This window comes from Microbulbifer maximicatervae (SeqCode) (assembly GCF_052467955.1).
Genome location: NZ_CP174329.1, coordinates 4,609,621 through 4,634,925, shown reverse-complemented (window position 1 = coordinate 4,634,925; position 25,305 = coordinate 4,609,621). Strand labels below are relative to the sequence as shown.

The window sequence follows — 25,305 nt, the reverse complement described above, 5'->3', positions numbered from 1 at the left end:
GGGTTGGCTCCCTTATTTGTCATTACCGCTAAAATGCTTCGGCGGTACACCGTCGTGATCGGCGGTGATGCTCAGTTCCTCCTTGGTGGTTTCGCCCACCTTTACGTGAACCTCTTCTGCACCGTGCATCCAGTCCACCAGTTTCTCGCGAATAAAGTACAGGATAATTCCGGCAATAATTGCGGCCAGGGCTACTCCGCCAAAGGTTGCGAGTGGACCGGATACACCAACGAGTTTACCGATCTCTGCGGCTCCTTTGTTGGCAATACCAATAAAGGCAAACCAAAGCCCCATCATCAGGGATAAATAGCGCAGCGGAGATAATTTAGTTACGACAGAGAGCCCAATTGGCGATAGGCAAAGTTCGCCAATGGTGTGGAAAATATAGGCAAATACCAGCCACCAAATACTCGCTTTAATGGTCTCTGAATCGCCAATTTGCAGGGCGGCACCGCACATGGATAAGAATCCCACGCCGAGAAAAACCAGTCCCAAACTGAATTTGGCCGGTGAGCTGGGTTCCCGGTCTCCCATGCCTACCCAAATACTGGCCATAATTGGCGCGAGGATAATAATAAACAGAGGGTTTACCATCTGCAGCCAACTGGCGGGAATCTCCCACCCCAGCACATTCAGGTCGGTTCGATATTTGGCGAATAAGTTCATTGAACCGGCAGCCTGCTCAAAGCCAGCCCAAAAAATCACGATAAACACGCCCAAAACCAAAATAACTTTGATGCGGTCTCGCTCCTCCTGAGTCAAAGGGCGGCGCTTATCGACGTCCTCATCTTTCTTGTCTTTCAGTTCCAGGTGCGCAGAAGGTTCTACACCGATTTCTCCCAGGTAGCGCTTGGCTTGGGTCATCTGCAGGATTAGGCCGGCTAACATGCCAAGGCCAGCGACGATAAAGGCCAGCTGGTAATCCACCTTTTCCCCAATCCAGCCCACCAGCAGGTAACCGAGGATTGAGCCCAGGTTGATGCCCATATAAAAAATGGTAAAAGCGGTATCCCGGCGGTGATCACCCTCTTCATAGAGGTCCCCGACCATGGTAGAGATATTTGGCTTGAAGAAACCGTTGCCGATAATCAGTAAGGCTAACCCGATCCACAGCATGTAAATTTGGCTGCCATTTGGCAGCCAACCGTGGGGAAATCCCAGGGCGAACTGTCCCAGCATCATCAAGGTGCCGCCGAACATAATACAGCGGCGCTGGCCCCAGCGATTATCTGCCATCCAACCGCCAATAATGGGGGTCAGGTAGACCAGCATTGCATACCAGCCCAGGTAGCTGAGGGCTTTGGATTGCAACTCGGTATCGGTCAGTTGTTCCCAGCCGAAGACTGCGGCAGTCGCTGTAGAGGTCAGGTAGAAGACAAAAATACCACGCATGCCGTAGTAGCTGAGACGTTCCCACATCTCAGTACCAAACAACAGGAAGAGTCCCTTGGGGTGGCCAAACAGCTGGCCTGCGCTGGCGGGGGGCTTGGGCTTGATCTCTTGCATAGTACTGCTCGCAAGGTATGACCCTGAGGAATTGCACCAGCAGTAAAGGCCGTGCCCCTCAGAAGAAGTGCTATTCGCACCAGTATAGATGAGCGCCACAATAAGGTTTGATAGCCCTGCGGTGCTCAGGGGGTATAATCCCGCGTTTGCCATTGCTGTACGAATTATGAGTCACACCGAAGCAGAAAAAGTACTGGGGGCGCTGCAGGCCCGAATCTCCGCGACCATGGGGCGTGACCGCTATGGGTTGCGCAGGACCGTCAAAAATGTACGTCGGCGCCAGAAAGAGGGCAAGCCGGTAGATCGCATGTTGGCCCAATTGGAGCAGCAGCTCCAAGCGTCTGAGACCCTGGTGGAGGAGCGTCGGCGCAAGTTGCCGGAAGTGCAGTGGCCGGAGTCTTTGCCAGTGGTAGCGCGGCGGGAGGAAATCGCCGAGCAGATCGAGAAAAATCAGGTTGTAGTGATTGCCGGTGAAACCGGTTCTGGTAAAACCACTCAGTTGCCAAAAATTTGCCTGTCACTGGGCCGGGGAATTTACGGCCAGATTGGCCACACCCAGCCGCGCAGGATTGCCGCGCGCACTGTAGCCAACCGAATTGCTGAGGAGCTGGGGCAGCCCCTGGGAGAGTCCGTCGGTTACCAGGTGCGCTTTACCGATCACAGCAACGAGCATACCCACGTCAAACTGATGACGGACGGTATCCTACTGGCTGAAATTCAGCGCGATCCCCTGTTAAATAAATACGATACGTTGATCATCGATGAGGCCCATGAGCGCAGCCTTAATATTGATTTTCTGTTGGGCTATTTGAAAACCATACTGCCCAAGCGCCCTGACCTGAAACTGATAATTACCTCGGCCACCATCGACCTGGAAAAATTTTCCCGGCACTTTGGCGATGCGCCGATTATCGAGGTTTCCGGTCGTACCTACCCGGTGGAAGTTCACTATCGCCCCGCAGCGGATACGGATGCAGATCTCAACGAGCAGGTGGTCACTGCTGTGGAGGAATTGCTGCACGAGGAAAAGTCCAGCAGTCGGCGCGGTGGGGATATCCTGGTATTTATGAGCGGCGAGCGGGAAATCCGCGAGTGCGCCAAGGCTTTGCGCGATGCACAGATAGCGCAATTGGAAGTGCTGCCCTTGTATGCCCGCTTGAGCCTTGCGGAGCAAGCCAAAGTTTTCCACGGCCATAAAGGCCGTCGCATTGTACTCGCTACCAATGTGGCAGAGACCTCTATTACGGTGCCCGGTATCCGCTATGTGATCGACCCGGGTACTGCACGAGTGAGCCGCTACAGTTACCGCAGTAAAATTCAGCGGCTTCCTATAGAGCCGGTTTCCCAGGCCAGCGCCAACCAGCGTGCCGGTCGCTGCGGCCGTGTCAGCGCTGGTGTTTGTGTGCGCTTGTATGAAGAGCGGGATTTTGAGCAGCGCCCGGAATTTACCGATGCGGAAATTCTGCGCACAAATCTGGCCGCAGTCATTCTGCAAATGTTGCAGTTGCGTATCGGTGATATCCGCGAGTTTCCATTTGTCGATCCGCCGGACCCACGACTGATTAATGACGGCTATAAATTGCTGCAGGAATTACAGGCGGTAGATGAGCAGGGCCGGGTCACTAAATTGGGGCGATCCCTATCAAGGTTGCCTTTGGACCCGCGCTTGAGCCGCATGTTATTGGCGGGGGCAGAGAATGGCAGTGCGCGGGAGCTCTTGATTATTGTCGCCGCTCTGGCCGTGCAGGACCCGCGCGAGCGCCCGGCAGAAAAACGCCAGGCTGCGGATGAAAAACATCGCCAGTGGCAGCATGAACAATCGGATTTTTTATCCTTCGTTCAGCTGTGGGATGCCTTTGAAGTCCAGCGTCAGGAACTGAGTCAAAATCAGTTGCGCAAGTGGTGCCAGAAAAACTTCCTGTCCTGGCTGCGTATGCGCGAGTGGAGAGATATCCACCACCAGCTGCGCGTGGCCTGTCGCGATCTCGAAGTTAAAGAAAACAAAGAGCCGGCGGAATACGAAGCGATACACCGAGCCATCGTGGTGGGATTGCTGGGCAATATTGGCGCGCGGGATGAAAACAAGGAGTTTAACGGCTGCCGCAATCGTCGTTTCCATATTTTCCCAGGCTCTGGCCAATTTAAAAAACCTCCCCGCTGGGTGGTGTCTGCCCAGTTACTGGAGACCAGCCGCCTATTCGCCCATACCGTAGCTAAGGTCGAGCCCGAGTGGATATTGGCCGCCGCGCAGCACCTGGTTAAGTGCAATTATTTTGAACCCCATTTTGACGCTCGCTCCGGGCAGGTGATGGCCTTTGAGAAGGTCTCCCTTTACGGTTTGGTGCTGGTGGAAAAACGCCGAATTCCCTACGGCAAACTGGACCCGCAAACTTCTCGGGAAGTGTTTATTCGCCAGGCGCTGGTGGAGCAACGCTATCGCGGTAAGGGCCGGTTTTATAAGCACTATCTCGACCTGTTGAAGTCCCTGGAAGAGCTGGAAGCCAAATCCCGTCGCCGGGATATTCTGGTGGATGATGAAGTGGTGTACCGTTTCTTCGATGAGCGTATCCCGGCGGATATCGTCAACCTGGCTGGATTTGAGCACTGGCGCAAGAAAGCGGAATCCAGCGATACACAGCTGCTGTTTATTCCCCGCGACTTATTGATGCAGCAGAGTGCCGATCATGTGGGAGAGGCCCAATTCCCCAATGAGTTGCAGGCGGGCGGTATTGTCTATCCGCTCAGCTATCACTTTGAGCCTGGCAGTGTGGATGATGGCGTCAGTATCCAGGTGCCGGTTGCAGCGCTGCACCAGGTGCCGGCAGCTCGCCTCTCCTGGTTGGTGCCGGGCATCTTGCGGGACAAGTGCATCGCTCTTGTAAAAGCCCTGCCCAAGCAGTGGCGCAAGTATTTTGTGCCAGTGCCAGCTGCGATAGATAAGGCTTTGCCCCGACTGCGTGCAGACAATACCCCGTTGTGGCAGTCGTTGGCTCTGGAGCTGAAGCGCCAGACAGCACAGCAGCTGCCAGATGAGGTGTGGGAGTCTGCGGAACAGGCCCTGGAAGATTATTACCGTTTCAATATCCAGGTAATGGATGAAGGCGGTAAATTGCTGGATCAAGATCGGGATTTGGCCTTATTGCAGGCGCGCTACCGGGATAGGGTACAGCAGGGGCTGGCAACGGCTGGCGACAGTTTTGAGCGGGAGGGTATTTCCCGCTGGGACTTCGGTGATCTTCCAGAGACCCATACCCTCAACCAGGGCGGGCTCAAGGTGCGGGCTTACCCAGCGCTGGTTGAAGGAAAAGACAGTGTCTCCCTGAAGCTACTGGATAACCCCAGCGAGGCTCGCAGGCTTACTCGCGCCGGTATTTGCCGTTTGACTCTGTTGCACTTGCCGGAGAAGGTGAAGTATCTGCGCAAAGAGCTGTTGCGAGGCAAGGAGCTGGGGCTTTCTGCAGCGGATCTGGGGCGCCGTGAGGAGGTAGCTGACGACATCCTGATGGCAGCCGTGCGCGAAGTTTTCTGGCCCAAAGAGGAGTTGCCGCGCACCGAAGCTGAATTCCTGGCCGCTTTGGAAAATGACGGTGACTTGGTGGGGGTGGCCCAGGAGATTGGTGATCTGTTGGTCAAGGCCCTGGCCCAGCTAGTGCCCCTGCGCAAACAAATCAAGCAGCAGAAAAACCTGGCGGTCGCAATGGCGGTGGGGGATATCCAGCAGCAACTGGCTGGGCTCTTCTACCGAGGATGCCTGTTTGATACTCCGCTGTCATGGCTGCGCCAGTACGGTCGCTATCTGAAGGCGATTGCAATGCGCTTGGAAAAGGCCGCTCTCGACCCTAACCGTGACCGAAAACTGCAAGTTGAATACCAGAAGGCGGCGGAGCCTTACTTGGCGCAAGTGGAGAAATATTCACCCAGAGAACTCTCTGCAGAGGCAGAATTGCGTGAGTTTCGCTGGATGTTGGAGGAATTTCGTGTTTCCTTATTCGCGCAGACTCTAAAAACCCTGATGCCGGTGTCATCCAAGCGCTTAAGCAAGTCATGGGCAGAAATTGATGGGAAAGGTTTGCTTGGTTGATTTTCTCTATGGAAAAGAGATCACAAAAAAAATTTTGATCAAGTGTAAGAATTTGATGGAGAGCCCGACAGAAGTACTGAAAGCAGGCCTGGAGCCCAGAATGACCCCTTGATACCGGTTATTTTGTGGCGGGTTCTATTCAATGACTGATTTTTGTTTCGCAGCATTATACTTCTGCGGAGTGGAAAAAAGTCTCTTGTACTTTTTATTGCTAAGGACACCTAGTTAGGAGATTCACTATGAACAAGAAGCACCTTTCCCCTGTAGCCGCCGCAGTTGGCGCAGCGTTTATCGCCACTGCCGCTATGAATGTATCTGCTGCCAACAGCAATGCTAACCCCTTTGCCGCAGCAGACCTGAGCTCAGGCTACAACGTGGCGCTGGCTGATCACGACGGTGATGATAAAAAGAAAGAGGGTAAGTGCGGCGAAGGCAAGTGCGGCGAAGGTAAGAAAAAAGAAGGCAAGTGCGGCGAAGGTAAGTGCGGCGAAGGCAAGAAAAAAGAAGGTAAGTGCGGCGAAGGTAAGTGTGGCGGGTAATTTTTCGCTGTACTCAAAGAGGGTGGATACGCTTTAGCGATCCACCCTGTTTTTTATTGATCGCTGAAAATAGTGAGACCTGAAAGTGTTGCGCGAGTTTTCCGTAGAAGGCGCTGGGTTTGGATTGCGCCGCTCAATGATGGGTGAAAACCTTGATACAGATGCCGTAGATTTTCTGGAGGTAGCACCTGAGAACTGGATTGGTGTTGGCGGTCGCTATGGGCGCTGGTTTAAGGAATATACAGAGCGTTTTCCTTTTTTACTTCACGGTTTATCTCTCTCGATTGGTGCACCAGAACCATTGGATATGGAATTGGTTGCAGCCATTAAAAAATTTATCAAGCAACACAATATTCGCGGTTACAGTGAGCACTTGAGTTATTGCTCAGATCACGGCCATCTGTACGATTTATTGCCCATTCCCTTTACGCAAGAAGCGGTGATGTATGTTGCCGAGCGAATCCGTATGGTCCAGGACGCACTGGAAGAACGGATTGCAATGGAGAATGTCTCCTACTATGCGGCGCCGGGCCAGGAGATGACTGAACTGGCTTTTTTAAATGCGGTGCTGGAAGAGGCCGATTGTGATTTGCTTCTGGACGTGAACAATATTTATGTAAACTCGATTAACCACCGCTACGATGCGCTGGACTTTCTATCTGCACTACCTACTGAAAGAATTCGCTACGTACATATTGCCGGGCACTATGATGAGGCAGAGGATTTAAAGGTGGACACCCATGGTGCACCGGTTATTGATCCTGTGTGGGAACTACTCGATCGCGCCTACGATATTCACGGTGTGATGCCGACGCTACTTGAGCGGGATTTTAATATTCCGCCGATTCCCAAATTACTCGAAGAAGTAGGACATATTAAAACCATTCAGGCCAGTCACCAGGTGGAAGAGAATTATGTCCTCAGTCGTCGATAAGCCCGAGACATTCAAAAGTGTGCAGCGGGACTTTGCTGCCCATTTGCGCGCACCGGATCAAGTTGCGCCGCCGGCAGAAATTGAGGACCGGCGTGTCGCTATTTATCGAGATTTGATTTACAACAATATTGAATCCTTTGTTGCCAGTGGATTCCCGGTATTGCGCAGTCTTTATAGCGACGAAAACTGGCATCAAATGGTGCGTGATTTTGTCCACAAACACACATCCGTTAGCCCGTATTTTTTGCAGATCAGTGAAGAGTTTCTCTCATATTTACAGAACGAACGGGGAGAACAACCACAAGATCCTCCGTTCCTGTTGGAGCTTGCCCACTACGAGTGGGTAGAGTTGGCTTTAGATGTCAGTGATGTGGAATTACCGGAAGGGCTGGCGATAGAGGGGGATGTTTTACAGCAAGTTCCTGTAGTTTCCCCTCTTGTCTGGAGCCTCAGCTACCGCTACCCAGTGCATCGGTTGGGGCCGGATTTTCAGCCCCAAGAGCCGCCGGAGGTACCGACGTTCCTTTTCGTATACCGGGATCGTTCCGACAAAGTGAATTTTATGGAGATCAATGCCGTCACCGCCAGATTGTTGCAGTTGGTCTCTGCGGGCGATTACACCGGCTTACAAATATTGGAACAGATGGCTCAGGAATTACCCAATATTAGTCGTGACTCCTTATTTGATTTTGGTGCCGATTTATTAGAAAAACTACTGAATAAAGGGGTTATTGCCGGTTTAAAGGCTTAGCCTGTGATTGCCTGAAACTCCTTTATCTTTGGCAAATCCCAGCTGCTATGCTGCCGAGGGTAGCTTACGAATTACTAGGGCGTTAGAATCCTTGGTCTCACTAGTTTGATATAAGAGGAGCAGGGTTGTGCTTGGAAGCAAAACTTTATCGCCCTGGTTAATGGCAACTCTGATAGCTGTTACTCCAGTAGGGGCGCTAGCGCAACAAGATCCGTTTGGTGGTGCAGCTCAAAACCCGGCTGCGGTAGATACCAGCGGAGCAGAGGATGCCAGTGCCGATGACGGGGGCCTGTCTCTCGAGGATGAGTACGGCTTTGATCCTGCCGATGAATTTGGTGGTGCCGAGGGCGAAGATTTATCACTTCGCGACCCCTGGGAAGGTTTTAATCGGGCCATATTCTCCTTCAACGATGGTGCAGATCGCTATGTGTTGAAGCCCGCCGCTGTCAGCTATCGCCAAATTACCCCGATTTTCGTGCAGCACGGTGTCAGCAACTTTTTCGACAATCTGCGCGAAGTTACCAATACTTTTAATGATGTTCTGCAGGGTAAATGGGGCCAAGCGGGCAATGACGCGGGTCGTTTCCTGGTGAATTCCACGGTAGGTATTGTCGGTATTCTGGATGTTGCCCAGCACATGGGTCTCGAGCAGGGTGATGGCGAGGACTTTGGCCAGACTTTGGCTGTTTGGGGTGTGCCTTCTGGCCCCTACCTGGTTTTGCCGCTACTGGGTCCGTCCACTGTACGGGATACCCCTGCCAGGGTCGTGGATTACTACACCAACCCCTTGACCTATGTAAATGACGACGCGACCAAATATGCATTGAAGGGTACAGATATCATTCAGAGCCGTGCCAGCCTGCTGCAAGCGGAGTCCTTGTTGCATGGTGATCGCTATGTACTCTTGCGGGATGCTTACCTGCAGCGCCGCGACTATTTGATTGTCGATGGTGAAATGGATGTTCAAACCGAAGAAGAGGCCGCAGAGGCAATTGATCAGGGTGAAGTGGAAGAGGCTTCCGACTACTGATTTGTCACCTAGGGCAGATAACTTTTTAGAGCCTTTATATGGCCGGCCCCAGTAGCCTAGTGCTTACCGACGATGAGCGCTCCCGCAATTTTTTGCGAGGGGCGCTTTCGCGTTTTGGCTTCCAGGTAAGTGTTGCCAACAACGGGGAAGATGGCATCGGCCAGTTCAGCCCCGGTGCTTTCCATATCGTATTGATTGATCGCTATTTGCCGGATATGAGTGGGCTGGAAGTGTTGCGGCGGATAAAGCGCATAGCCCCAGAAGTGGCCGCAGTAATTATTGCCTCAGACAGTGCTGCCGATGATGTACTCCAAGCGATGCGCCTTGGAGCCAAAGACTACTTGGTTAAACCCCTGGAAGAAGCAGCGGCTATTGATCGTATGATCTGCCGTATCAGCGGTGAAGAAAACCTGGCGAAGCAGAATCGCGAATATAAAGTGACCTTGGAGCGTCGCAACAGTGAACTGCGGGATCATGTCGAGCTGCTGCGCAGGGACCAGGAAGCTGGCCGTTTACTGCAACAGCATTTACTTCCCCGTACCCCCTATCATTACCCCAGCGGTGTGGAAGCATCCTACCGGCTGGTTCCCTCCCTGTACCTGAGCGGTGATTTTGTTGATTACGGCTTGTTCGGTGAGCGCTTTGTAGCCTTTTACCTGGTCGATGTGTCGGGCCATGGTGTCTCTTCTGCGCTGGTTACTGCCCTGATTAAGCACAGCATTATGCATCGTTTGCGGGAGCGCCCCTTATTTGCCCAGCTGGACTCCCTCAGTGATGACTTGCTGGATGTCCTTAATCTGGTCAATGGAGAGTTGTTATCCACAAAATTGGGCAAGCACGCCAGTATGTTTGTCGGGGTTGTGGATAGTAGTGCCCGGCAATTGCACTATGCCGTCGCCGGGCAAATACCTATGCCGGCCCTGGTTAGTGAGGCGGGTGCAGACTGGTTGCCGGGAAAAGGGCGTCCCCTGGGTATTTTTGAACGGGGTGATTGGCAAGTGATGCGTGCTGAGCTGCCGCCCGCTTGGCGCCTGGTCGCTTGTTCAGACGGTGTACTTGAATTATTACAGGGCGATCTGCTCGATAAAGAGGCCCAGCTTTTGCGGGCTATTTCAGAGAGTGGGGGAGAACTCGACAGGCTCTGTCAGTCTCTAAAAATGGATACTTTTGGTGCCCTTCCGGACGATATTACGATTCTCACTTTAGGCCGCCAGTAATGCCTAAAACTTCTATCGATAGTCTTCGACTATGAAGTCGAATTTTGTGCTTTATCGCACTTGTCAGTCTGCATAGTCAGGAGTAAGCTCCGCCCACTTTATGCACAAAATTGCACTAGGCGCCAAAAACGTCAAATGCTATTGTGTTCTCTACCAGTGAACTTTTGCCATCCGCCTGCACTTCTATCAAAAGGTGTATTCGGGTGAGCCAGGGGTTGTTATGCAGTCCGGGCAAATTATGGTTGGGGCCCACCAGGGCATCTACGTCATCAAGTTAGTAGGTGATGTTCGTCTCAACCTTTGTACCTCATTTGATAGCTTTATCGACAACATGTTTGCACGGGGTGATTTTGCCGGAGTGGCATTTGATCTCGGTGGTGCAGAAGGTGTTGATAGTACGACCCTCGGCCTGATGGCGAAGATTGCTATTCGCGCTTTGGAGCGGGGCTGTGATAAGCCGCTGGTATTCTCTGCGGGTAAAGGTATCCGCCATCTATTGGACGCTATGGGCTTTGATTCGTTGGTTGAAATCAGCGATACGGTCCACGATTTGAGCGTACCCACCACGCCTTTGGTATGTAATAGCCCCGACGAGTGTGCTGCGCGGGAAAAGGTGCTGGAAGCTCACCGGGTATTGATGAGCATGAACGAGCAAAACGCCGAGACTTTTCGCGACTTGGTACATACCCTGGAGCGAGAATGTTCCCCGGTTGCCAAATCTTCGGCGCATTATCACTAGCGCTTATTCTCTCCTAATCCCCAGTTCTGGAAATCTCCCTTTCTTAGCAACGCTTCATATCCCTCGCTTCGGCGCGTGCCTTGGTGAAGAGTCCGTGTGGCAGATAAATTAGCTCTGCCACCCTGCGAATCAGGTGCTCCTCGAAAGCCTCGATAACATCATCTGAAAAAGCTACCTGCCACATCTGCAAAATCAGCAGGTATTTATCTCTCTCGCTGAACTGTTCATTCACTGCCTGGGTGAACTCGAACAGGGATGTGGCTCTGTCCCGTTGGCCAATAGCTTCACTGACTATTTCTGTGGCACTAGTCTGGTCGAGAGAGTAGTGCTGGCATAAGAGCTGTGTGAGCGTTTCACGCTCACACTCATCGAGCTTTTGATCGACAGTGGCGACCTCGACTAACAGCGCAGCGCTGATCATCCGCACGTCTTTTTCGTCACGTGCTTCAACATCAACGCTATTTCCTATCTGCTCAAACAGTTTACGGATTTGTTGCAGCATGAATTTCCTGCTGTCCCTTTACTCGGTTCTGTAACAATAGCTCTAAACGTTCCTGATCCTTCACGAAGTTCCGGATGCCATCGGCAAGCTTTTCAGTGGCCATGGCATCGCTATTCAATTGAAAGCGGAATTCGGCTTCAGCCAGATCCTGTGTCGGCCGGGATTTGGTTGCGGATACCGGTGGCAGGCCAGCAGCGAGAGGTGCCTCACTGTCCTCCAGGGCCTGTAATAGCTGAGGGCTGATTGTCAGTCGATCGCAACCAGCCAGGGCCTCGATCTCCCCGGTATTGCGGAAGCTGGCGCCCATCACAATGGTTTTGTAGTCTCGGGACTTGTAGTACTCATAGATATTACGCACCGAGATTACGCCCGGGTCCTCTTCCGCAGGGAATGACTCGCGGCCGCTGTTGGCGATATGCCAATCGAGGATTCGACCGACGAAGGGGGAGATCAGAGTTACCCCGGCTTCGGCACAGGCAATCGCCTGGGATTGACTGAACAACAAGGTCAGGTTGCAGTGGATTCCCTCGCGCTCCAGTACTGATGCGGCAGCAATGCCTTCCCATGTCGACGCGATCTTGATCAATACCCGCTCTTTGGCAATACCTGCGCGTTCATAGAGGGCGATCAGGTGGCGTGCGTAATCAATAGTAGCGCGGGTATCAAAGGAGAGGCGAGCATTGACCTCGGTGGATACCACCCCGGGCACCAACTGCAAGATTTCCGTGCCGATGCTGACAGCCAGTTTGATGGCGGCCAGGCGTGCAATATTTTCCGCGTTCGAGCCACCCTGGTGGCTTTCGGCCCACTGAAGTGCCTCGGCGATATGGTTGTCGTACTGAGGGAGCTGGGCGGCCTTAAACAGTAGGGAGGGGTTGGTTGTGGCATCTTGAGGACAATATCGGCGAATTGCTTCAATATCTCCTGTATCTGCTACAACCTGGCTGCGCTGTTTGAGTTGCTCCAACTTGTTCATGGTTCCTCCCTTAATTATTCACTGGTCTACATATTGAAAGCGGTCTAAGCGGCTTGGGTGACCTGGGCCAATGCCTGTTCAAGCACCTCGGGACCCGCCCCCGGCTTGTGGGCATTTTCGCTCAAATGGCGGCGGAAGCGTCGAGCACCAGGAAGCCCCTGGAATAACCCGAGCATATGCCGGGTGATATGATTCAAGCGCTGTCCGCGCTGCATTTCCTGCTCGATATAGGGCAGCATCTGCTCTACCACCTGGATGGCATCCGGGCCGGTCTCACCGCCAAATAATTGGCTGTCCACCTGGGCCAGGATTGTCGGGGTTTGGTAAGCCGCGCGCCCCAGCATAACACCATCCACGTGGCTTAAATGTTGCTGGCATTCCTCAATTGAATTGATCCCCCCATTAATAACAATTTGTAGCTGGGGGTAATCCTTCTTTAACTGGTAAACCATGTCGTAATTGAGCGGAGGAATTTCACGGTTTTCCTTGGGGCTTAGCCCCTTTAGCCACGCTTTGCGCGCATGGACGATAAAGGTATCCACACCGGCATTGGCCTGGGCCTCCACGAAGCGGGTCAGGCCTGGGTAGTCTTCCATATCGTCGATGCCGATACGGTGCTTGACGGTAACCGGAATAGATACCGCTTCCCGCATGGCAGTGAGTCCTGCGGCTACCACATCCGGTTCCGCCATAAGGCAGGCACCAAAACGCCCGGACTGGACTCGGTCACTGGGGCAGCCACAGTTTAGGTTGATTTCGCTATAGCCCCATTCCTCGGCGATACGGGCGCATTCAGCCAGTTCTTGAGGGTCACTGCCCCCCAACTGCAGGGCGACAGGTTGTTCAGCTGCATCAAATTGCAAATGTCGCTGTTGGTCACCATGCAGTATTGCCCCGGTGGTCACCATTTCCGAATACAGGCGTGCATGCTTGCTCAATAGGCGCCACATATAGCGGCAATGGCGGTCGCTCCAATCGAGAAGTGGTGCAGTGCAGAAACGGTGGGTATTAAATTCGGACATAAACTGCGGAGTAAAACACTAATAAAAACAGAGTAGCCGCCATTATATGGGATGCCTATGGTGATGTGCGGCTTTATTGTGAAACTTCGGGCACCTATCCTGGAGTGAGTGCTTGCGGAACAGCAAGGTGGAACTCGAATAAGGTGGAACTCGAATAATGGTTGGCGGGCTTTATAAGGGGTGCTCTTATCCTATCGGTTGCTTGTGTAACTAATAGTGTGAGAGATCTGCGGTGGATGTAAAAGCTGGAACGGGTTGATATACCAAGAGCTTCTCATTCGATCCTTGATGGCTGATGTATGCAAGGTAAAGAGAGATCAGGTTTTATTCAGTTTGTACTTGCTGGTAATTTGAATTATCCACATTAGCAAAATAAATAGTGAGTGAACACAATGTTCTTCTGCTGACAGATTTCTGTGATGAAAGATAGAATTGCTCCGTCCTTAATACTGAGCCGATTATTTTGAGTGCAGTCTTTTCTTTGGTGGCAGTGCACTTCTGACTTTTTGGCCAAGCTCAACAAAATTTATAAAAGGAGTTTAGTATGAAGTTTAAATTAATCAGTGTGGGAGCTGTGGTACTGGTTTTGGGTGGATGCGCTTCATTAATGAAAGAAACTGTATCTAAAAGGGCGCCTTTTGATCTGAACTGTGATGCGGGCTCAATAACGATCCAGCAACTGGGATACAGAACTTATGGGGTTTCAGGATGTGATAAGCGTGCCACTTATGTATTGCAGGGACCTTGTTCAGGTCCGGGAAGTCAGTGTTTAGCAGTAATGAATTCCAATGTGGATGAAGGTTAATAGCAAAATTCGGGGGTAGGAGGTTTTTCTTGCTCCCCATTTTCTGGCTCCCAAAGTAAATGGGGGCTATTGCGAGGAAGAAATTTTAGATATTTCTCTCGCGTTCAGAAGAGTTTTTTGCGGTTTCGGAATGTTGGGTATTGGGTGGGGTGGGTGGTTCCACACATAAAGTGGGTTCAAGTTTATTTAGTAATTTACGTGCAGTGGCACGATAGCTGGTTAGCTTACCGCCTGCCACCGCTAGAATTCTAGGCTTCTTATTATCATCACAGCAAATAATGGTTTCCCGGGAGCGCGCAAAAGGACTCTTTTCCATTTCCGGAAGTACCCGTAGTCCGGAATAGCTCTCGCAAATATCTTCTCCAATGAGCTCCCGGGCTTGAGAGAAATATTTCTGTACGGTCTGCAGAAGGTAACTCTCTTCTTCTAGTGTGGGGGTGACATCCCGAGGATCGCCAAAATAGGGGCGTTCTGTAGTTCCAACCAGTGTTTTATCCTGCCAGGGCATCACGAAAATCGCACGGCCATCATCAGCCTCCACATAGTAGATTTTATCGCCAAGAGAGAGGGGCAATAAAATATGGGTACCTGCGACCAGGTCGATAGGGGGCATGTCCACTGGCGGTGAACAGCGTGCATTCGTGTTGGCTACCCAGGGGCCACTGCAATTTATGAGCGCCCGGGTGCGCAGCGTGCTGAGCTTGCCATTAGCAACATAGTCAACGCGGACCCCATCTCCAGTGACTTCTGCACCTACTAGGCTACCGGGACAGATAATCTGCGCCCCGTGGGCAACTGCTGAGGCAACTACATCCCTGGTAAGTGCTGCGTCATCGGTCTGCGCATCGTTATAGCGGAAGACCTCTTTTAGGCCCTCCCTATTCAGGCCTGGAAGGCTGTCCCACTGGGACTTGGGTATTCTGCGAAAGTATGAATCAGTGTTACTCAGTCCAGACAGAAGGCTATATAGGCTCAACCCCAAGCGGACCAGCCAGGCCGGTCTCCTGCTGTGCTGGTAGATAGGGATATAAAAAGGGACCATTCTCACGAGTTCAGGCTTGTTATCCAGTAGCCACTTTCTCTCCCGCAGGCACTCGTAGACCAAACGGAACTGGCCGCTCTCCAGGTAACGCAAGCCGCCGTGAATGAGTTTGGAGGAGCGAGAGGAAGTGGCGGCGGCGATACCCAGCTGTTCGAGTATCACCACGGAATAGTGATTTGTGGCCAGAACCTCAGCGGCTCCCGCTCCCTGTATACCTGCGCCGACTACCAGGACATCAAAATCCGTAGACATCACTCGCTTCCCGGGAGCGCATCAGCAGCGGCAAGTTGCCGGTGAGAATATGGTGAGCACCGCGCTTGCGCCAGAGTACTGCCTCTTCTGTCGAGTTGATTTCATAGACAACCCATTGCCAGGGGCCTGGGGGCAATTCGTCACATTCAACTTGGCTGTCGCGAATTAGTAGATATTCTGGCGCCAAAGTAACAATGTCGGCAGATAGGCACCGGGAGACACTATTGATCTCAAGGGCAACTCGATGCCAGCCCATATTGCGGGCGGCTCTGAGGCTGCGGCAGTCTGCGGTGAGTAGAGCGAATGACTCATTCTCGGTGCGCATCAGCTCCATTAACTTTTTAACGGCGGTGACAAATCCAGTGGCGGCGATATTGGCAGGTGAGATACCGATAAACCAATCCAGGTGGCGATGGCAGCTGGCCCAGTCTACCAGCTCGATGAAGCGATTGATCGACTGGTGGTGTAACTGTGAGTCCCTAAGGGAGTGGAAGACCTGGGACTGGTCATTGCCGGGGATGTGCAGGCTATCCTCGTGGAAGCACCAGGGGGTGCCGTCGGCGCTGAAGCGGATATCGCACTGAATAGCGCAGGCCCCCAGATTATGGGCCGCCTCGAAAGCGGCAATCGTATTCTCTGGTTGGCGGGTCTTGTCGCCGCGATGAGCAATTAACATGTGAATCTGGTCCGAAAAGCGGGTGTTATTGTCGTCTGGAATTGGGCGTAATTTGGCCTTTGCCCAGAGATGAACCGGACCCTGGCTGGAGCCGGGTCATACAGGAAAAATAGACGGTGCCACCGCTGTTGCAAGGTTCACGGGGAGGAAATATGGGACCAGAGGGCTATCAATGGAGGGCTGGGGTTTTTACATAGTGATGATGCTGAATCGATTGCATACTGCCCATATGGATAGCGCGCCACTGAGTTAGCTAGCGGTATGTCGCGTCAGGATGATCTATTACGTTGGCAGTGTTTTACTTTTCAGGCGGTGTAGGGCAAATCAGTATTGCCTCTTATTTACTAGCGGGGCTGGTGATATTGATTTAAGGGAGGCTCATTAGGTTCCGATTTGACTTGTGGATAAAACAGCCCGATATTGCGCTTACTTTAAGAAGTTCTAAAACTACCCGCTCTTTATGAAAAAAGTACTGCTTTCACTGCTACTCTTTGTCGTCCAGCCAGTAATGGCAGCTATGTCTGTGGATAAAATTGTCCTTTACCTGGAAGATACTCCCAGCGCCCGGGATGATGTTCTCGTCAGCAATCCAGATAATGAGACGCTATATATCCAAACTGAAATATTCCGTGTGGATAACCCCGGCCATGATAATGAGAGCCGAGTCAGGGTGATAAATCCCGATGAATTTAAACTTCTTGTCAGCCCCGCAAGAGCTGTCCTGGCCCCCGGAGAGAGAAAGCGCTTTCGCTTAATGGCCTTAGATAGAGATCTTGAAGAGGAAAAAGTCTACCGGGTGACTTTTAAACCTGTTGTAGGTGATATCAAGAGTGACAGAACGGCACTAAAAATCCTTGTAGCTTATCAGGCATTGGTATTTGTGCAGCCAAAAGGCGGAGCTTATAAAATTGATTTAGTGGCTGAAGGGGATAATTACCGACTCACGAATAGTGGCAATATTAATGTAGAAGTCGTGGAAGTACGTCATTGTGTGACTGAAGAGAAGTGTGAAAAACTTGAGGCCACCGGTCGGTTATACGCTGGCACCAGTATCGAAGTAACGGGTAAACTCGTTGGCGGTGAGCTGGAAGTTTTACTACGAGGGCAGCAGAGTGAGCGGGTTCGTTTTCCTCTTAGTGGCTAATTAGGATTGGTTGCTTGCCTATAGCAGGCTGGGCGGATTAAAGGATTATTTTGTATCTAACTCACTGGCTGCTCACCGTTACTGTGAGTACATCGGTGTAGAGAGGTTCGCCCGCGTTTTCCCAGTCTGAGGGCGCAATGGAAATATAAATTCGCGCATTATCAGAAAGGCAGTTTTCATCCGAAGTTCGGCTAAAACTGCCGGAGATATCGCCAAGGCTATCCGGGGAAATGCCTGAAGTTGCAGCCAGGTTGTCTGAGAAGGCAACGCTGTAGGGGATTTGTTCACTGTTTCCCCCCAATTCATAGGCACTACTGCCTGATCCCCCGGTGCTGCCATTGGCACTGGACAGGTTTACTGTGTAACCGCTAAATCCTATACCGCCAACACAAAAGTCCTCACTGCCCTCAATGGCCTGTCCAAACAGGGTGCCACTGTTGCTGAGGTCAATATCACCCAGATTGCGAATGGCGATGTTTGGCTCTACGTCCAGCACAATGTCAAACTGAACTGTTTCGGTGCCGGCAGTCCAAATAATAAAATAATTATTCAGTGTCATCTCAAAGCTGGCGGAGTAGCGGCTGGAAGAGGGTATTTGGCTGCTGTCCAGCTCGATCACTAAATAAGTATCTGCATCGTCGCTGGTGCCGGCAAAAGTAGCGGACTGAGTTCCTGGACTGAGTGTTTCCGTGGTGCCGTTATTGGCTCGAAATGAAATATCAATATCCAGCTGTTCACCACTGTCCGCAAATAGTGCGAAAGTAGATCCACTGAGCGGACTCACTTCTACATCATAGCGCAGGGTCCAGCTTCCCAGCAGGCTTCGGGTAGTGAACTGAATTTCTTTAGGTTCTGATTCGTAATCAATAGTGTGTGAATCTTCCAGGCCACAAACTCGCAAATCGTTATTGCTGGAGCAATTTACCTGGGCTTGTACTGGTATATTAAATAGCGGAATCAACAGCGCAGAGGCCAGGCCAAGTTTGTGCAGCTTCTTAATTACGGACACGGCTTACCTCTGCTATTTGCCCAGTCTGGCAGTTGGCCTCTGACTCTTCTATGGTTCCCAGGTTGAGCCAGCTATCGCCCGATGAAGCGGCTTCGATTGAGGCTTTACAATTTCCCCAGCGAACTTCTGTATTTAGGATGGTGCTATGTTCACCGTGGAATTCCATTTGGAAAACACCATATTGGTCAGTTTGCGCTGAGTGTTCGCCAATGATTATTTCTGTATTTGTCAGCCCCTGGCCAAGGCTGGTTAATCGGCCCAGTACCAGGATTTGTGGCAGTATCTGGTAACTGCTGGCGCCCACATTGCCCGGATACAGGGTAATCGTTTCGGAGGTTTCCCGGTAATCGAAAAAGCCCTCTTCCAGGGGCCGGAGGGAAAGGTCGTAACTGCGATAAGCCGGTAAATTAATCACTGACGTTGTGCCGCCTTTGGCGTATCCACGGCGGCTGCCATTAACCAAAACTTCAAAATCTTTATCTTCACTGCCTTCGATATTTACGATAACCGCGCTCTGGAGATTTTGCTCACCGCCCCAATTGAGGGAATTTTTTGTGGCAATCAGGTTGGTGCTGAATCCTCCGAGGTAGTTGATCGCACGGCCTTCATCATCATCGTAAAGCCCAACTGCAGTATTCAAATATCCGTGATGTCCCGCTAAATGCGTACGGGCCTCCAGGTAATTGGCTTCAGGGGATGCTTCCATAGAAAGCTGCTGTTCAAATTCAGCCGCCCATAAATCCCGGTCGTACCAGCGGCTTTGCAGTGCAAATCGCTCGCTGCTAGTGCTTTGTTCGCTGTTGTCGCTATAAAGATTAGCGGTGTGTTGCCAGTGCTTGGAGCGCATTCGGAACTGGAACTCCAGACTCGTGTACTGCTCGCCGTCTGCATCACTGTGGGACAGAGTGGCGTTGCCGAGCCAATGGGTGCTCTTAAAAATGGGGTGGCGGAACTCCAGGGTTTTTAACTTCTGGGCACTGCTCAGTGAATCGCCGTTGTCGATGCTGCCGGGGAGTTGGTTTTGATCCCGCTCGCTGAATCTTAGGGATAGCTGTCCGCCCAATACTGCTGTGCGCAAACTCAGACTTGTTTGGGAATAGCTGCCCGGCAGCAATGTATATTTATCGTTATTGAACGGCGTTTTATTGGCATCCAGCTCGGTTTTTACTGCACTAAAAGTCCCGTAGGGCATTTTAAGTAATGCCTGCAATCGGTATCCGCTGCGTCCATCACCGGATGTCACCAAGCTTGGGGAGACTTCAACGCCTTCGCCAATCCAGCGACCGCCGACTTCCAACAATTGCTGCTCCTCGGCTGCGGCGCCAGAAACAAAAAGACCCAATCCGGTCGTTAAACGGCGTGCGACAGAGGCAGTAATAATTCCTTCTTCGTAGTAGTCCGGCAGAGTGTCGTCCCAAAAATTGCGGGTGGGCAAGCCTGCCTGCAAGCTCCAAAACCATTCGCCGGGGGCCGGCAGTAGCGAATCCTTGGCAAAGAATTCGATATGCCGGCTTAATACCCGCCCCGCTTCATCGTAAGTGCGCACCTCAATATCGTAGGCGCCGTGGGGTAGGGTAGAGGTATTTAACAGGCGGTTGCCGGCCTCCAGTAGTTCGGTGTGGATAAGTCGTTCATCCCGATATACCTCGACTCTACCGCGCACCGGCATATTAATTTCAACCGGCGCTCCCTGTTGATAACTGATATCGGTTCGGGTGCGCTGGGAAGTGCGTAGCTCTATGCCATAGATCGCTTCCTGAGGCCTGAAGTAGCCAAAGCCTCCCTGGGGTTGTAAAAGACCGGCCGAATAGGCTTGCCCCTGAAAATCCCGACTCCAATACAGATTATGGATCCGGCTGCCCTGCTCTGAGGCCACAGACCATTGTGAATGCAGAGCGCTCTCACCAAAGCTCACTATGGTGTTGCCATTTAATGCAGCGCTATAGCTGTCCGGGCCCCAATCACTTTCAACTCCACTCCAGGAACCGCTCAGGTTTTGTACGACAGAGAAGTCAGAACTCGCTTCCGGCAGATAGGGATCATTGATTGCCGCTTGTTGTGGCAACAGCTCTTGTGAGAAAAAAAGATCCAGCCGGTAGAGCTGCTCATTGTAAATAACGGCAAACTCTGAGGGCATTAAGTAGCCGCAGCCAATCTGCCGGTTTGAGCGGCATACATGATGACTGTTTCTTGTTTGCGGTCGTTCGAGGATGGAGAGAATTCGCTCGGTATCGCGAAATTCGGGCAACAGTTCGAGTACCTCAGACGGGGAGTCAAAGCGAACAAAGCGCGGATCTATTGTGACTTGCGCAGCACCAATTTCCCGGCCACCGTAGTAGAGATCCACCACGAGTTGCTGGGGTTCGGTGAGATCATCAAACCCTTCAGGAGCAGAGGTTTCCAGTAGGAAAGTCGCTGCGGTCGCTGCAAGGGCATCGGGGCAAGAGGCTTGCACCAGACACAAAGCCAGCGCAAGGCGCCCCAGATGACGTCCTGCCATATTGAGCTATGGCTGGCAGGGCCAGCCACTCTTTACTGTTACTCGGAGGCGACAGTGATCAGCAGGGTATCGGTATAGGTGGTGCCATTTAGCACAGTTGCAGTTTCCCAATCGCTGTTGGCCACAGTGATTTGGAAGCGCGCATTATCGCTGGAGCCACAGGAAGCGATATTCCGGGTTTGGCCTGTCAACGCATCGCCTTCGGTAACAGTTGTAAAAGTACCGGAAGTGCTGTTATCAAAACCAACACTGTAAGGGACATTGTTGGTGCCGTCAGTGAGGGTGAACTCAGTGTCATTTACTGTGTCATTACTGTCGAAAGTAATGCTGTAGGTGGAGAACCCGAGGCCGCCCACACAGAAATCTTCGGTGCCTACGGCATCGGTACCCAAAGTGGGATCGGTAATCGTGAGGTTGTCTACACGAGTGATCTCAATAGTGGGTGTGAAAGAGAGGGTGATATCACTGCTTGCACTATCAGTAGCGGCCATTGAAGCGGCAGAAATGCTGAAAAGGGTACCTGCTGCAATAGCAGAAAACAGTGTGCGAACTACATTTTTTTGCATGGTATGCCATCCTGAGCGATTAATTTATCGTTCTTAGGGAGAAGCTGCTCGCGGAAACCCCTGCAAAATTTGGGGTAATACGTTAGTCAAGCCATTCCTTCTTTATGGCCGCAATAATACTTTTTTCGTGATGTATGTCACGTCATTAGCTCACAATAATGAAGTTATGGCGCGTAAATATTCTTATTGAGGAGAAAACCCCGCCTGTGCCAAGAGGCTGGCCAGCGCTATAATCCTGCGGTTTAACGAGTCCTCCATTTATCAATCAGGTTTATCATGACCGTAAGAACCCGAATCGCACCGTCTCCAACCGGTGATCCCCACGTTGGTACAGCCTATATTGCCCTCTTCAACCAGTGCTTTGCCCGCGCTCAAGGCGGCCAGTTTGTATTGCGTATTGAAGACACCGACCAGCAGCGCAGTACCCCGGAATCGGAGAAAGCCATTCTCGACAGCCTGCGTTGGCTCGGGCTGGATTGGCAGGAAGGACCGGATGTCGGCGGCCCCCACGGCCCCTATCGCCAAAGTGAGCGCGGGGATATCTACAAAACTTACTGCGATGAGCTGGTACAAAAAGGGCATGCCTTCCACTGCTATCGCACTGCGGAAGAGCTGGAGCAGCTCCGCGAAGAACTGCGTGAAGCAGGTCGCATCGCACTGAAGCCCAGCGACTTGGCGCTCCCTGAAGAGGAAGTGGAAAAGCGACGCGCTGCCGGAGCACCTTATGTGGTGCGTATGAACGTGCCCGAAGAGGGCTCATGTGTAATTGAGGACCTGCTGCGCGGTACTATTGAAATCGACTGGGCCCAAGTAGACGCACAAATTCTGCTCAAGTCCGATGGTATGCCCACTTACCACTTGGCGAACGTGGTGGATGATCACCTGATGGAGATCACCCATGTTCTTCGCGGTGAGGAGTGGATCAACTCCGCACCCAAGCACAAACTGCTGTACGAATACTTCGGTTGGGGAATGCCGGTGCTCTGCCACCTGCCGCTGTTGCGCAACCCGGACAAGACCAAGCTTTCCAAGCGTAAGAACCCCACCTCTATTCTGTATTACCAGCGCGCCGGCTTTATGCCTGAAGCACTGCTTAACTACCTCGGCCGTATGGGTTGGTCCATGCCGGATGAGCGCGAGAAGTTCTCCCTCGAAGAGATGCTGGAGCATTTCGATATTCAACGTGTCTCCTTGGGCGGCCCGGTATTCGATGTAGAGAAACTGTCCTGGTTGAACGGCCTGTGGATTCGCGAACTGGAAAACGAGCAACTCGCCGATCGCCTCACCGAGTGGATGTTTAACCGGGACAACCTGCTTAAGGTTCTGCCCCAGGCGAAAGAGCGCATGGAAACCTTCGGTGACTTTGCACCGCTGGTTAGCTTCCTCGCCTCTGGCAAATTGCCCCTGACCGAAGACAGCTTCAGCGGTAACAAGCTGCCTCTGGATGACCAGAAGAAGCTGCTTCAATTTGCCCTGTGGCGCTTGGAAGCCCTGCGCGCTTGGGACAAGGACAGTATCTTCCAGGCAGTGAAAGCCCTGTCCACGGCTATGGAAATCAAGCTGAAAGACTTTAATGCCCCGCTGTTTGTCGCCATCAGCGGCACCACTGCGTCCTTCTCCGTGATGGAAGCCATGGTGCTCCTGGGCCCCGACCTCAGCCGCGCCCGCCTGCGCCAGGCGATCGACGTATTGGGTGGTGCCGGAAAGAAAGTGTTGAAGCGCTGGGAAAAAGAGTACGCTGGACTCAAGTAAGGCTGATCCGCGTTGGCGAGCCCCTGGAAGCGGCAGCCTCCGGGGGCCTGTGGTGTCAGCAGCTAACTAATTGATTAAAAAGTTATTTTTTCTGTTGACAGGCGTCTAAACCTTGCTAAAATGCGCCCCGCTTTCGACGGAAACGTCAAGCAACAAAATTTGGGGCTATAGCTCAGCTGGGAGAGCGCAACACTGGCAGTGTTGAGGTCAGCGGTTCGATCCCGCTTAGCTCCACCAAATTTCCCTTGTACTTCAAGGGGTTGCGAGAAGAGGTTCACGGCCTCTTATCCGGTGAACAAAAACTCGCAAGAATGAAAAAAGGGCCTTAAGGCCCTTTTTTTTTCGTCTGAAATTTCTACCTTGAAAGCTCTTGCCCATCCAGGTTGCTTTTCATATCAACTTAACTACCCCCCCTGGTTCATCAGCCATGCCTGTATGTGCCGTTATTCAATTTGAGCTTTTAGTTAAAAGCTAAGATGGCCTTTTTTTTCATTCTGCCTTTGTGTTTTTAATGATGTAGATATAGGTCAATTTTGTCATCTCCAATGACTGTATGATAATCCTGTGGCTTTGTAACGAGCTTCTTAGCTTTTTCCTTAGAGAGTGCGTGCTTTCAATATTAGGCAGTTGATTCGATTTATACGTTAAGGGATTAAAACACATGACCAAACTGTTCTTGACCTCATATCTCGCTGAGGTTGCTGATGTAATTGGAGGCTATGAGAGAGGTCTTGAAGGGAAAGCGGTTACATTTATCCCAACTGCAAGTATTCCCGAAGAAATTGATTTTTACGTTGATGATGCAAGGCGGGCCTTCGAAAGGCTGGGCCTTACTGTGGATAACTTGGATGTATCCACAGCCTCAATCAGTGAAATTGAAAGTAAACTTAAGAATAATGAATACATTTATGTGACTGGCGGCAATACGTTTTTTCTGCTTCAAGAACTCAGGCGAAGTGGGGCGGATAAAATCCTACTAGAACAGGTAAAATCCGGTAAAACGTATATTGGTGAGTCGGCAGGTTCTGTCATACTTTCACCGAATATTGCGTATATCCAGGAGATGGACAATGCCGATGTTGTAAAGGGTTTAGAGTCTTATGAGGGGCTGAACCTTGTGGATTTCTACCCGTTACCTCACTACGGGAATCAACCCTTTAAGGATGCCGCTGAGCATATCCTCTCTAGTTTTTCCAATGGGATAAATCTCTATCCTTGTAGTAATAACCAGATGATTACTGTTGTTGATGGCAGTGCTGAGCTTCTAACCGTAGAAGGTGAGTAAGTTCGCTCTGCTCCTACTAACTTGGGTTGATACCTAGGGCTGAGTTAGTAACGAAATTATTAAAAGGGCTTTCCTAGCCCTTTTTTAAAACTCTCGACCGATTGCCTGCTCATCTAGGTAAATAGCAATTTCTTCGTAATCGATGCCATGCCTAGCTTGATACGCCTGCGTGACCCGCTCATCAGTATGCGCCATTAACTGCTGCACTGATTCCACATCATACCCCATACGCTTAAACCGGTCTGAAGCCAGACTGCGTACTTCGTGGAAGCTGGGTGGGGTTTGATCTTTGGTTAATCCGATATAGAGACCGGTAGCGTTGAGAACTTCGGTGAACATATCGCTCAATCGGTCGGGGATTACCTGGCAAACATGCTCTTTGATTTTTCCCGTTCTCCGTTGCTTAGGTGTATGGCTTAGTAAATAGGGGCAGCGATAATTCCTTAGGCTGAGTTCTCTCGCGCGGTTTATAAGTTTGCCAAGTTGTTGGTGGGTTTTTAAATTAAAATTTAAGTGGCTGGCGGCAAGGCTGTCCCGTTGCGCTTCAGATTTATTAATCGTTTTGCGTAGATTGTCACCTTGCAGGTGTTTCTCAAAGTTCAGTTCGCAGATATCGGCGCGACGCATGGTAGTTAGCATACTGATACCCATAGCGACCTGAAGCGCTTCATAGCCTAATTCCCCGGCCTTGTCATAGATGGTCCAGTAAGCTTCCAGGGTTAAGCGTTGGCGCTTTTTAATGGGCTTTCCCTTTTCCAGCAGGCGCGGGCGATCGTCGGCTGTGGTGAAGGGGTTGCTTTCCAGTTTGCTCAAGCCTTCAGCCATTAGGTAATTAAAGAATTTATTAAACTCAGCGCGGCGCGCGGAAACCTTCCCCCATTGAGTAGACGCCTACCTTTTGAATAAGGTAGGAAAAAATGCCGAAAATACTGAGTGAAGAGCGGGTTGTTGAATATTCAACAGAGTTTTAAGTTAGA

General features: G+C 51.5%; 21 protein-coding genes and 1 tRNA gene. 12 read left to right on the top strand and 10 right to left on the bottom strand.

The annotated features are described in order from the left end of the window. Nucleotides 1-12 precede the first annotated feature (12 nt). Nucleotides 13-1,506, bottom strand: a complete 1,494-nt coding sequence (locus ACJJI5_RS19935) for a peptide MFS transporter (RefSeq protein ID WP_413664480.1) — start codon at nucleotides 1,504-1,506, stop codon at nucleotides 13-15. Nucleotides 1,507-1,672: 166 nt separating this feature from the next. On the opposite strand from ACJJI5_RS19935, the gene hrpA reads away from it, so the two are divergent. The 7 genes from hrpA (at nucleotide 1,673) to ACJJI5_RS19900 (ending at nucleotide 10,797) form a co-directional block, all read left to right on the top strand. Then, on the top strand, nucleotides 1,673-5,587 hold the full coding sequence (gene hrpA / locus ACJJI5_RS19930) for an ATP-dependent RNA helicase HrpA (protein WP_445355022.1): 3,915 nt from the start codon (nucleotides 1,673-1,675) through the stop codon (nucleotides 5,585-5,587). Between the two features lie 239 nt (nucleotides 5,588-5,826). Next, nucleotides 5,827-6,126, top strand: coding sequence for an HvfA family oxazolone/thioamide-modified RiPP metallophore (locus ACJJI5_RS19925; protein ID WP_108731896.1), 300 nt, complete (start codon nucleotides 5,827-5,829; stop codon nucleotides 6,124-6,126). A gap of 88 nt (nucleotides 6,127-6,214) precedes the next feature. Continuing rightward, complete coding sequence (locus ACJJI5_RS19920) at nucleotides 6,215-7,060, top strand: HvfB family MNIO-type RiPP peptide maturase (protein ID WP_444916226.1); 846 nt, start codon at nucleotides 6,215-6,217, stop codon at nucleotides 7,058-7,060. After that, complete coding sequence (locus tag ACJJI5_RS19915; RefSeq protein WP_444914687.1) at nucleotides 7,041-7,811, top strand: HvfC family RiPP maturation protein; 771 nt, start codon at nucleotides 7,041-7,043, stop codon at nucleotides 7,809-7,811. The genes ACJJI5_RS19920 and ACJJI5_RS19915 overlap by 20 nt, the downstream gene beginning before the upstream one ends. Nucleotides 7,812-7,938: 127 nt before the next feature. Then, on the top strand, nucleotides 7,939-8,841 hold the full coding sequence (locus ACJJI5_RS19910) for an MlaA family lipoprotein (RefSeq protein WP_413664483.1): 903 nt from the start codon (nucleotides 7,939-7,941) through the stop codon (nucleotides 8,839-8,841). A gap of 38 nt (nucleotides 8,842-8,879) precedes the next feature. Next, entirely contained in the window at nucleotides 8,880-10,058 is a 1,179-nt protein-coding gene (locus ACJJI5_RS19905) for a PP2C family protein-serine/threonine phosphatase (RefSeq protein WP_445355021.1), read from the top strand. A gap of 220 nt (nucleotides 10,059-10,278) precedes the next feature. Beyond that, nucleotides 10,279-10,797, top strand: a complete 519-nt coding sequence (locus ACJJI5_RS19900) for an STAS domain-containing protein (RefSeq protein WP_444914685.1) — start codon at nucleotides 10,279-10,281, stop codon at nucleotides 10,795-10,797. A 43-nt stretch (nucleotides 10,798-10,840) separates the two neighbouring features. Here ACJJI5_RS19900 and ACJJI5_RS19895 read toward each other — a convergent pair whose 3' ends face one another. The 3 genes from ACJJI5_RS19895 to dusA are packed head-to-tail and all read right to left on the bottom strand — an operon-like array spanning nucleotide 10,841 to nucleotide 13,297. Beyond that, on the bottom strand, nucleotides 10,841-11,299 hold the full coding sequence (locus tag ACJJI5_RS19895; RefSeq protein WP_282934160.1) for a tellurite resistance TerB family protein: 459 nt from the start codon (nucleotides 11,297-11,299) through the stop codon (nucleotides 10,841-10,843). Beyond that, nucleotides 11,280-12,275, bottom strand: coding sequence for a transaldolase (tal, locus tag ACJJI5_RS19890; protein WP_445355020.1), 996 nt, complete (start codon nucleotides 12,273-12,275; stop codon nucleotides 11,280-11,282). The genes ACJJI5_RS19895 and tal overlap by 20 nt, the downstream gene beginning before the upstream one ends. A 44-nt stretch (nucleotides 12,276-12,319) precedes the next feature. Next, complete coding sequence (dusA, locus tag ACJJI5_RS19885; RefSeq protein WP_444956751.1) at nucleotides 12,320-13,297, bottom strand: tRNA dihydrouridine(20/20a) synthase DusA; 978 nt, start codon at nucleotides 13,295-13,297, stop codon at nucleotides 12,320-12,322. 544 nt (nucleotides 13,298-13,841) lie between these two features. Here dusA and ACJJI5_RS19880 point away from each other — a divergent pair. Continuing rightward, on the top strand, nucleotides 13,842-14,102 hold the full coding sequence (locus ACJJI5_RS19880; RefSeq protein ID WP_282934157.1) for a hypothetical protein: 261 nt from the start codon (nucleotides 13,842-13,844) through the stop codon (nucleotides 14,100-14,102). Between the two features lie 85 nt (nucleotides 14,103-14,187). On the opposite strand, the gene ACJJI5_RS19875 is transcribed toward ACJJI5_RS19880, so the two are convergent. Both ACJJI5_RS19875 and ACJJI5_RS19870 read right to left on the bottom strand, forming a co-directional pair. Next, complete coding sequence (locus tag ACJJI5_RS19875; RefSeq protein WP_445355019.1) at nucleotides 14,188-15,396, bottom strand: glycerol-3-phosphate dehydrogenase/oxidase; 1,209 nt, start codon at nucleotides 15,394-15,396, stop codon at nucleotides 14,188-14,190. After that, the gene (locus ACJJI5_RS19870) at nucleotides 15,380-16,072 is read right to left on the bottom strand and encodes a glycerophosphodiester phosphodiesterase family protein (RefSeq protein WP_282934155.1); all 693 of its coding nucleotides are present in this window, start codon (nucleotides 16,070-16,072) and stop codon (nucleotides 15,380-15,382) included. Before ACJJI5_RS19870 ends, ACJJI5_RS19875 begins: the two co-directional genes overlap by 17 nt. A gap of 460 nt (nucleotides 16,073-16,532) precedes the next feature. On the opposite strand from ACJJI5_RS19870, the gene ACJJI5_RS19865 reads away from it, so the two are divergent. Beyond that, nucleotides 16,533-17,216: a fimbrial biogenesis chaperone gene (locus ACJJI5_RS19865; protein ID WP_282934154.1), complete on the top strand. Its 684-nt coding sequence runs from the start codon at nucleotides 16,533-16,535 to the stop codon at nucleotides 17,214-17,216. Between the two features lie 61 nt (nucleotides 17,217-17,277). Here the strand turns inward: ACJJI5_RS19865 and ACJJI5_RS19860 are convergent, their stop codons facing one another. Genes ACJJI5_RS19860 through ACJJI5_RS19850 form a run of 3 tightly spaced genes read right to left on the bottom strand, consistent with a single transcriptional unit; the run spans nucleotide 17,278 to nucleotide 21,291 of the window. Continuing rightward, on the bottom strand, nucleotides 17,278-18,225 hold the full coding sequence (locus ACJJI5_RS19860; protein ID WP_444895100.1) for a hypothetical protein: 948 nt from the start codon (nucleotides 18,223-18,225) through the stop codon (nucleotides 17,278-17,280). Further along, complete coding sequence (locus ACJJI5_RS19855; protein WP_445355018.1) at nucleotides 18,212-20,725, bottom strand: TcfC E-set like domain-containing protein; 2,514 nt, start codon at nucleotides 20,723-20,725, stop codon at nucleotides 18,212-18,214. Before ACJJI5_RS19855 ends, ACJJI5_RS19860 begins: the two co-directional genes overlap by 14 nt. A gap of 38 nt (nucleotides 20,726-20,763) precedes the next feature. Then, complete coding sequence (locus ACJJI5_RS19850; protein ID WP_444912171.1) at nucleotides 20,764-21,291, bottom strand: hypothetical protein; 528 nt, start codon at nucleotides 21,289-21,291, stop codon at nucleotides 20,764-20,766. 276 nt (nucleotides 21,292-21,567) lie between these two features. On the opposite strand from ACJJI5_RS19850, the gene gltX reads away from it, so the two are divergent. From gltX to ACJJI5_RS19835, 3 genes are all read left to right on the top strand, one after another. Next, the gene (gene gltX / locus ACJJI5_RS19845; protein ID WP_444895097.1) at nucleotides 21,568-23,043 is read left to right on the top strand and encodes a glutamate--tRNA ligase; all 1,476 of its coding nucleotides are present in this window, start codon (nucleotides 21,568-21,570) and stop codon (nucleotides 23,041-23,043) included. Between the two features lie 161 nt (nucleotides 23,044-23,204). Then, a tRNA-Ala gene (locus tag ACJJI5_RS19840) sits at nucleotides 23,205-23,280 on the top strand. Nucleotides 23,281-23,704: 424 nt separating this feature from the next. Beyond that, nucleotides 23,705-24,328 carry a Type 1 glutamine amidotransferase-like domain-containing protein gene (locus tag ACJJI5_RS19835; protein ID WP_444895096.1) on the top strand — a complete coding sequence of 208 codons (624 nt, stop codon included), beginning with the start codon at nucleotides 23,705-23,707 and terminating at the stop codon, nucleotides 24,326-24,328. An 84-nt stretch (nucleotides 24,329-24,412) separates the two neighbouring features. Here ACJJI5_RS19835 and ACJJI5_RS19830 read toward each other — a convergent pair whose 3' ends face one another. After that, nucleotides 24,413-25,141, bottom strand: coding sequence for a tyrosine-type recombinase/integrase (locus ACJJI5_RS19830; protein ID WP_444895095.1), 729 nt, complete (start codon nucleotides 25,139-25,141; stop codon nucleotides 24,413-24,415). Nucleotides 25,142-25,305 lie beyond the last annotated feature (164 nt).

Coding starts and splice junctions, on each gene's coding strand:
- ACJJI5_RS19935 (WP_413664480.1), bottom strand. CDS start 1,506: ATGCAAGAGATCAAGCCCAAGCCCCCCGCCAGCGCAGGCCAGCTGTTT.
- hrpA (WP_445355022.1), top strand. CDS start 1,673: ATGAGTCACACCGAAGCAGAAAAAGTACTGGGGGCGCTGCAGGCCCGA.
- ACJJI5_RS19925 (WP_108731896.1), top strand. CDS start 5,827: ATGAACAAGAAGCACCTTTCCCCTGTAGCCGCCGCAGTTGGCGCAGCG.
- ACJJI5_RS19915 (WP_444914687.1), top strand. CDS start 7,041: ATGTCCTCAGTCGTCGATAAGCCCGAGACATTCAAAAGTGTGCAGCGG.
- ACJJI5_RS19905 (WP_445355021.1), top strand. CDS start 8,880: ATGGCCGGCCCCAGTAGCCTAGTGCTTACCGACGATGAGCGCTCCCGC.
- ACJJI5_RS19900 (WP_444914685.1), top strand. CDS start 10,279: ATGCAGTCCGGGCAAATTATGGTTGGGGCCCACCAGGGCATCTACGTC.
- ACJJI5_RS19895 (WP_282934160.1), bottom strand. CDS start 11,299: ATGCTGCAACAAATCCGTAAACTGTTTGAGCAGATAGGAAATAGCGTT.
- tal (WP_445355020.1), bottom strand. CDS start 12,275: ATGAACAAGTTGGAGCAACTCAAACAGCGCAGCCAGGTTGTAGCAGAT.
- dusA (WP_444956751.1), bottom strand. CDS start 13,297: ATGTCCGAATTTAATACCCACCGTTTCTGCACTGCACCACTTCTCGAT.
- ACJJI5_RS19880 (WP_282934157.1), top strand. CDS start 13,842: ATGAAGTTTAAATTAATCAGTGTGGGAGCTGTGGTACTGGTTTTGGGT.
- ACJJI5_RS19875 (WP_445355019.1), bottom strand. CDS start 15,396: ATGTCTACGGATTTTGATGTCCTGGTAGTCGGCGCAGGTATACAGGGA.
- ACJJI5_RS19870 (WP_282934155.1), bottom strand. CDS start 16,072: ATGTTAATTGCTCATCGCGGCGACAAGACCCGCCAACCAGAGAATACG.
- ACJJI5_RS19865 (WP_282934154.1), top strand. CDS start 16,533: ATGAAAAAAGTACTGCTTTCACTGCTACTCTTTGTCGTCCAGCCAGTA.
- ACJJI5_RS19855 (WP_445355018.1), bottom strand. CDS start 20,725: ATGGCAGGACGTCATCTGGGGCGCCTTGCGCTGGCTTTGTGTCTGGTG.
- ACJJI5_RS19850 (WP_444912171.1), bottom strand. CDS start 21,291: ATGCAAAAAAATGTAGTTCGCACACTGTTTTCTGCTATTGCAGCAGGT.
- gltX (WP_444895097.1), top strand. CDS start 21,568: ATGACCGTAAGAACCCGAATCGCACCGTCTCCAACCGGTGATCCCCAC.
- ACJJI5_RS19835 (WP_444895096.1), top strand. CDS start 23,705: ATGACCAAACTGTTCTTGACCTCATATCTCGCTGAGGTTGCTGATGTA.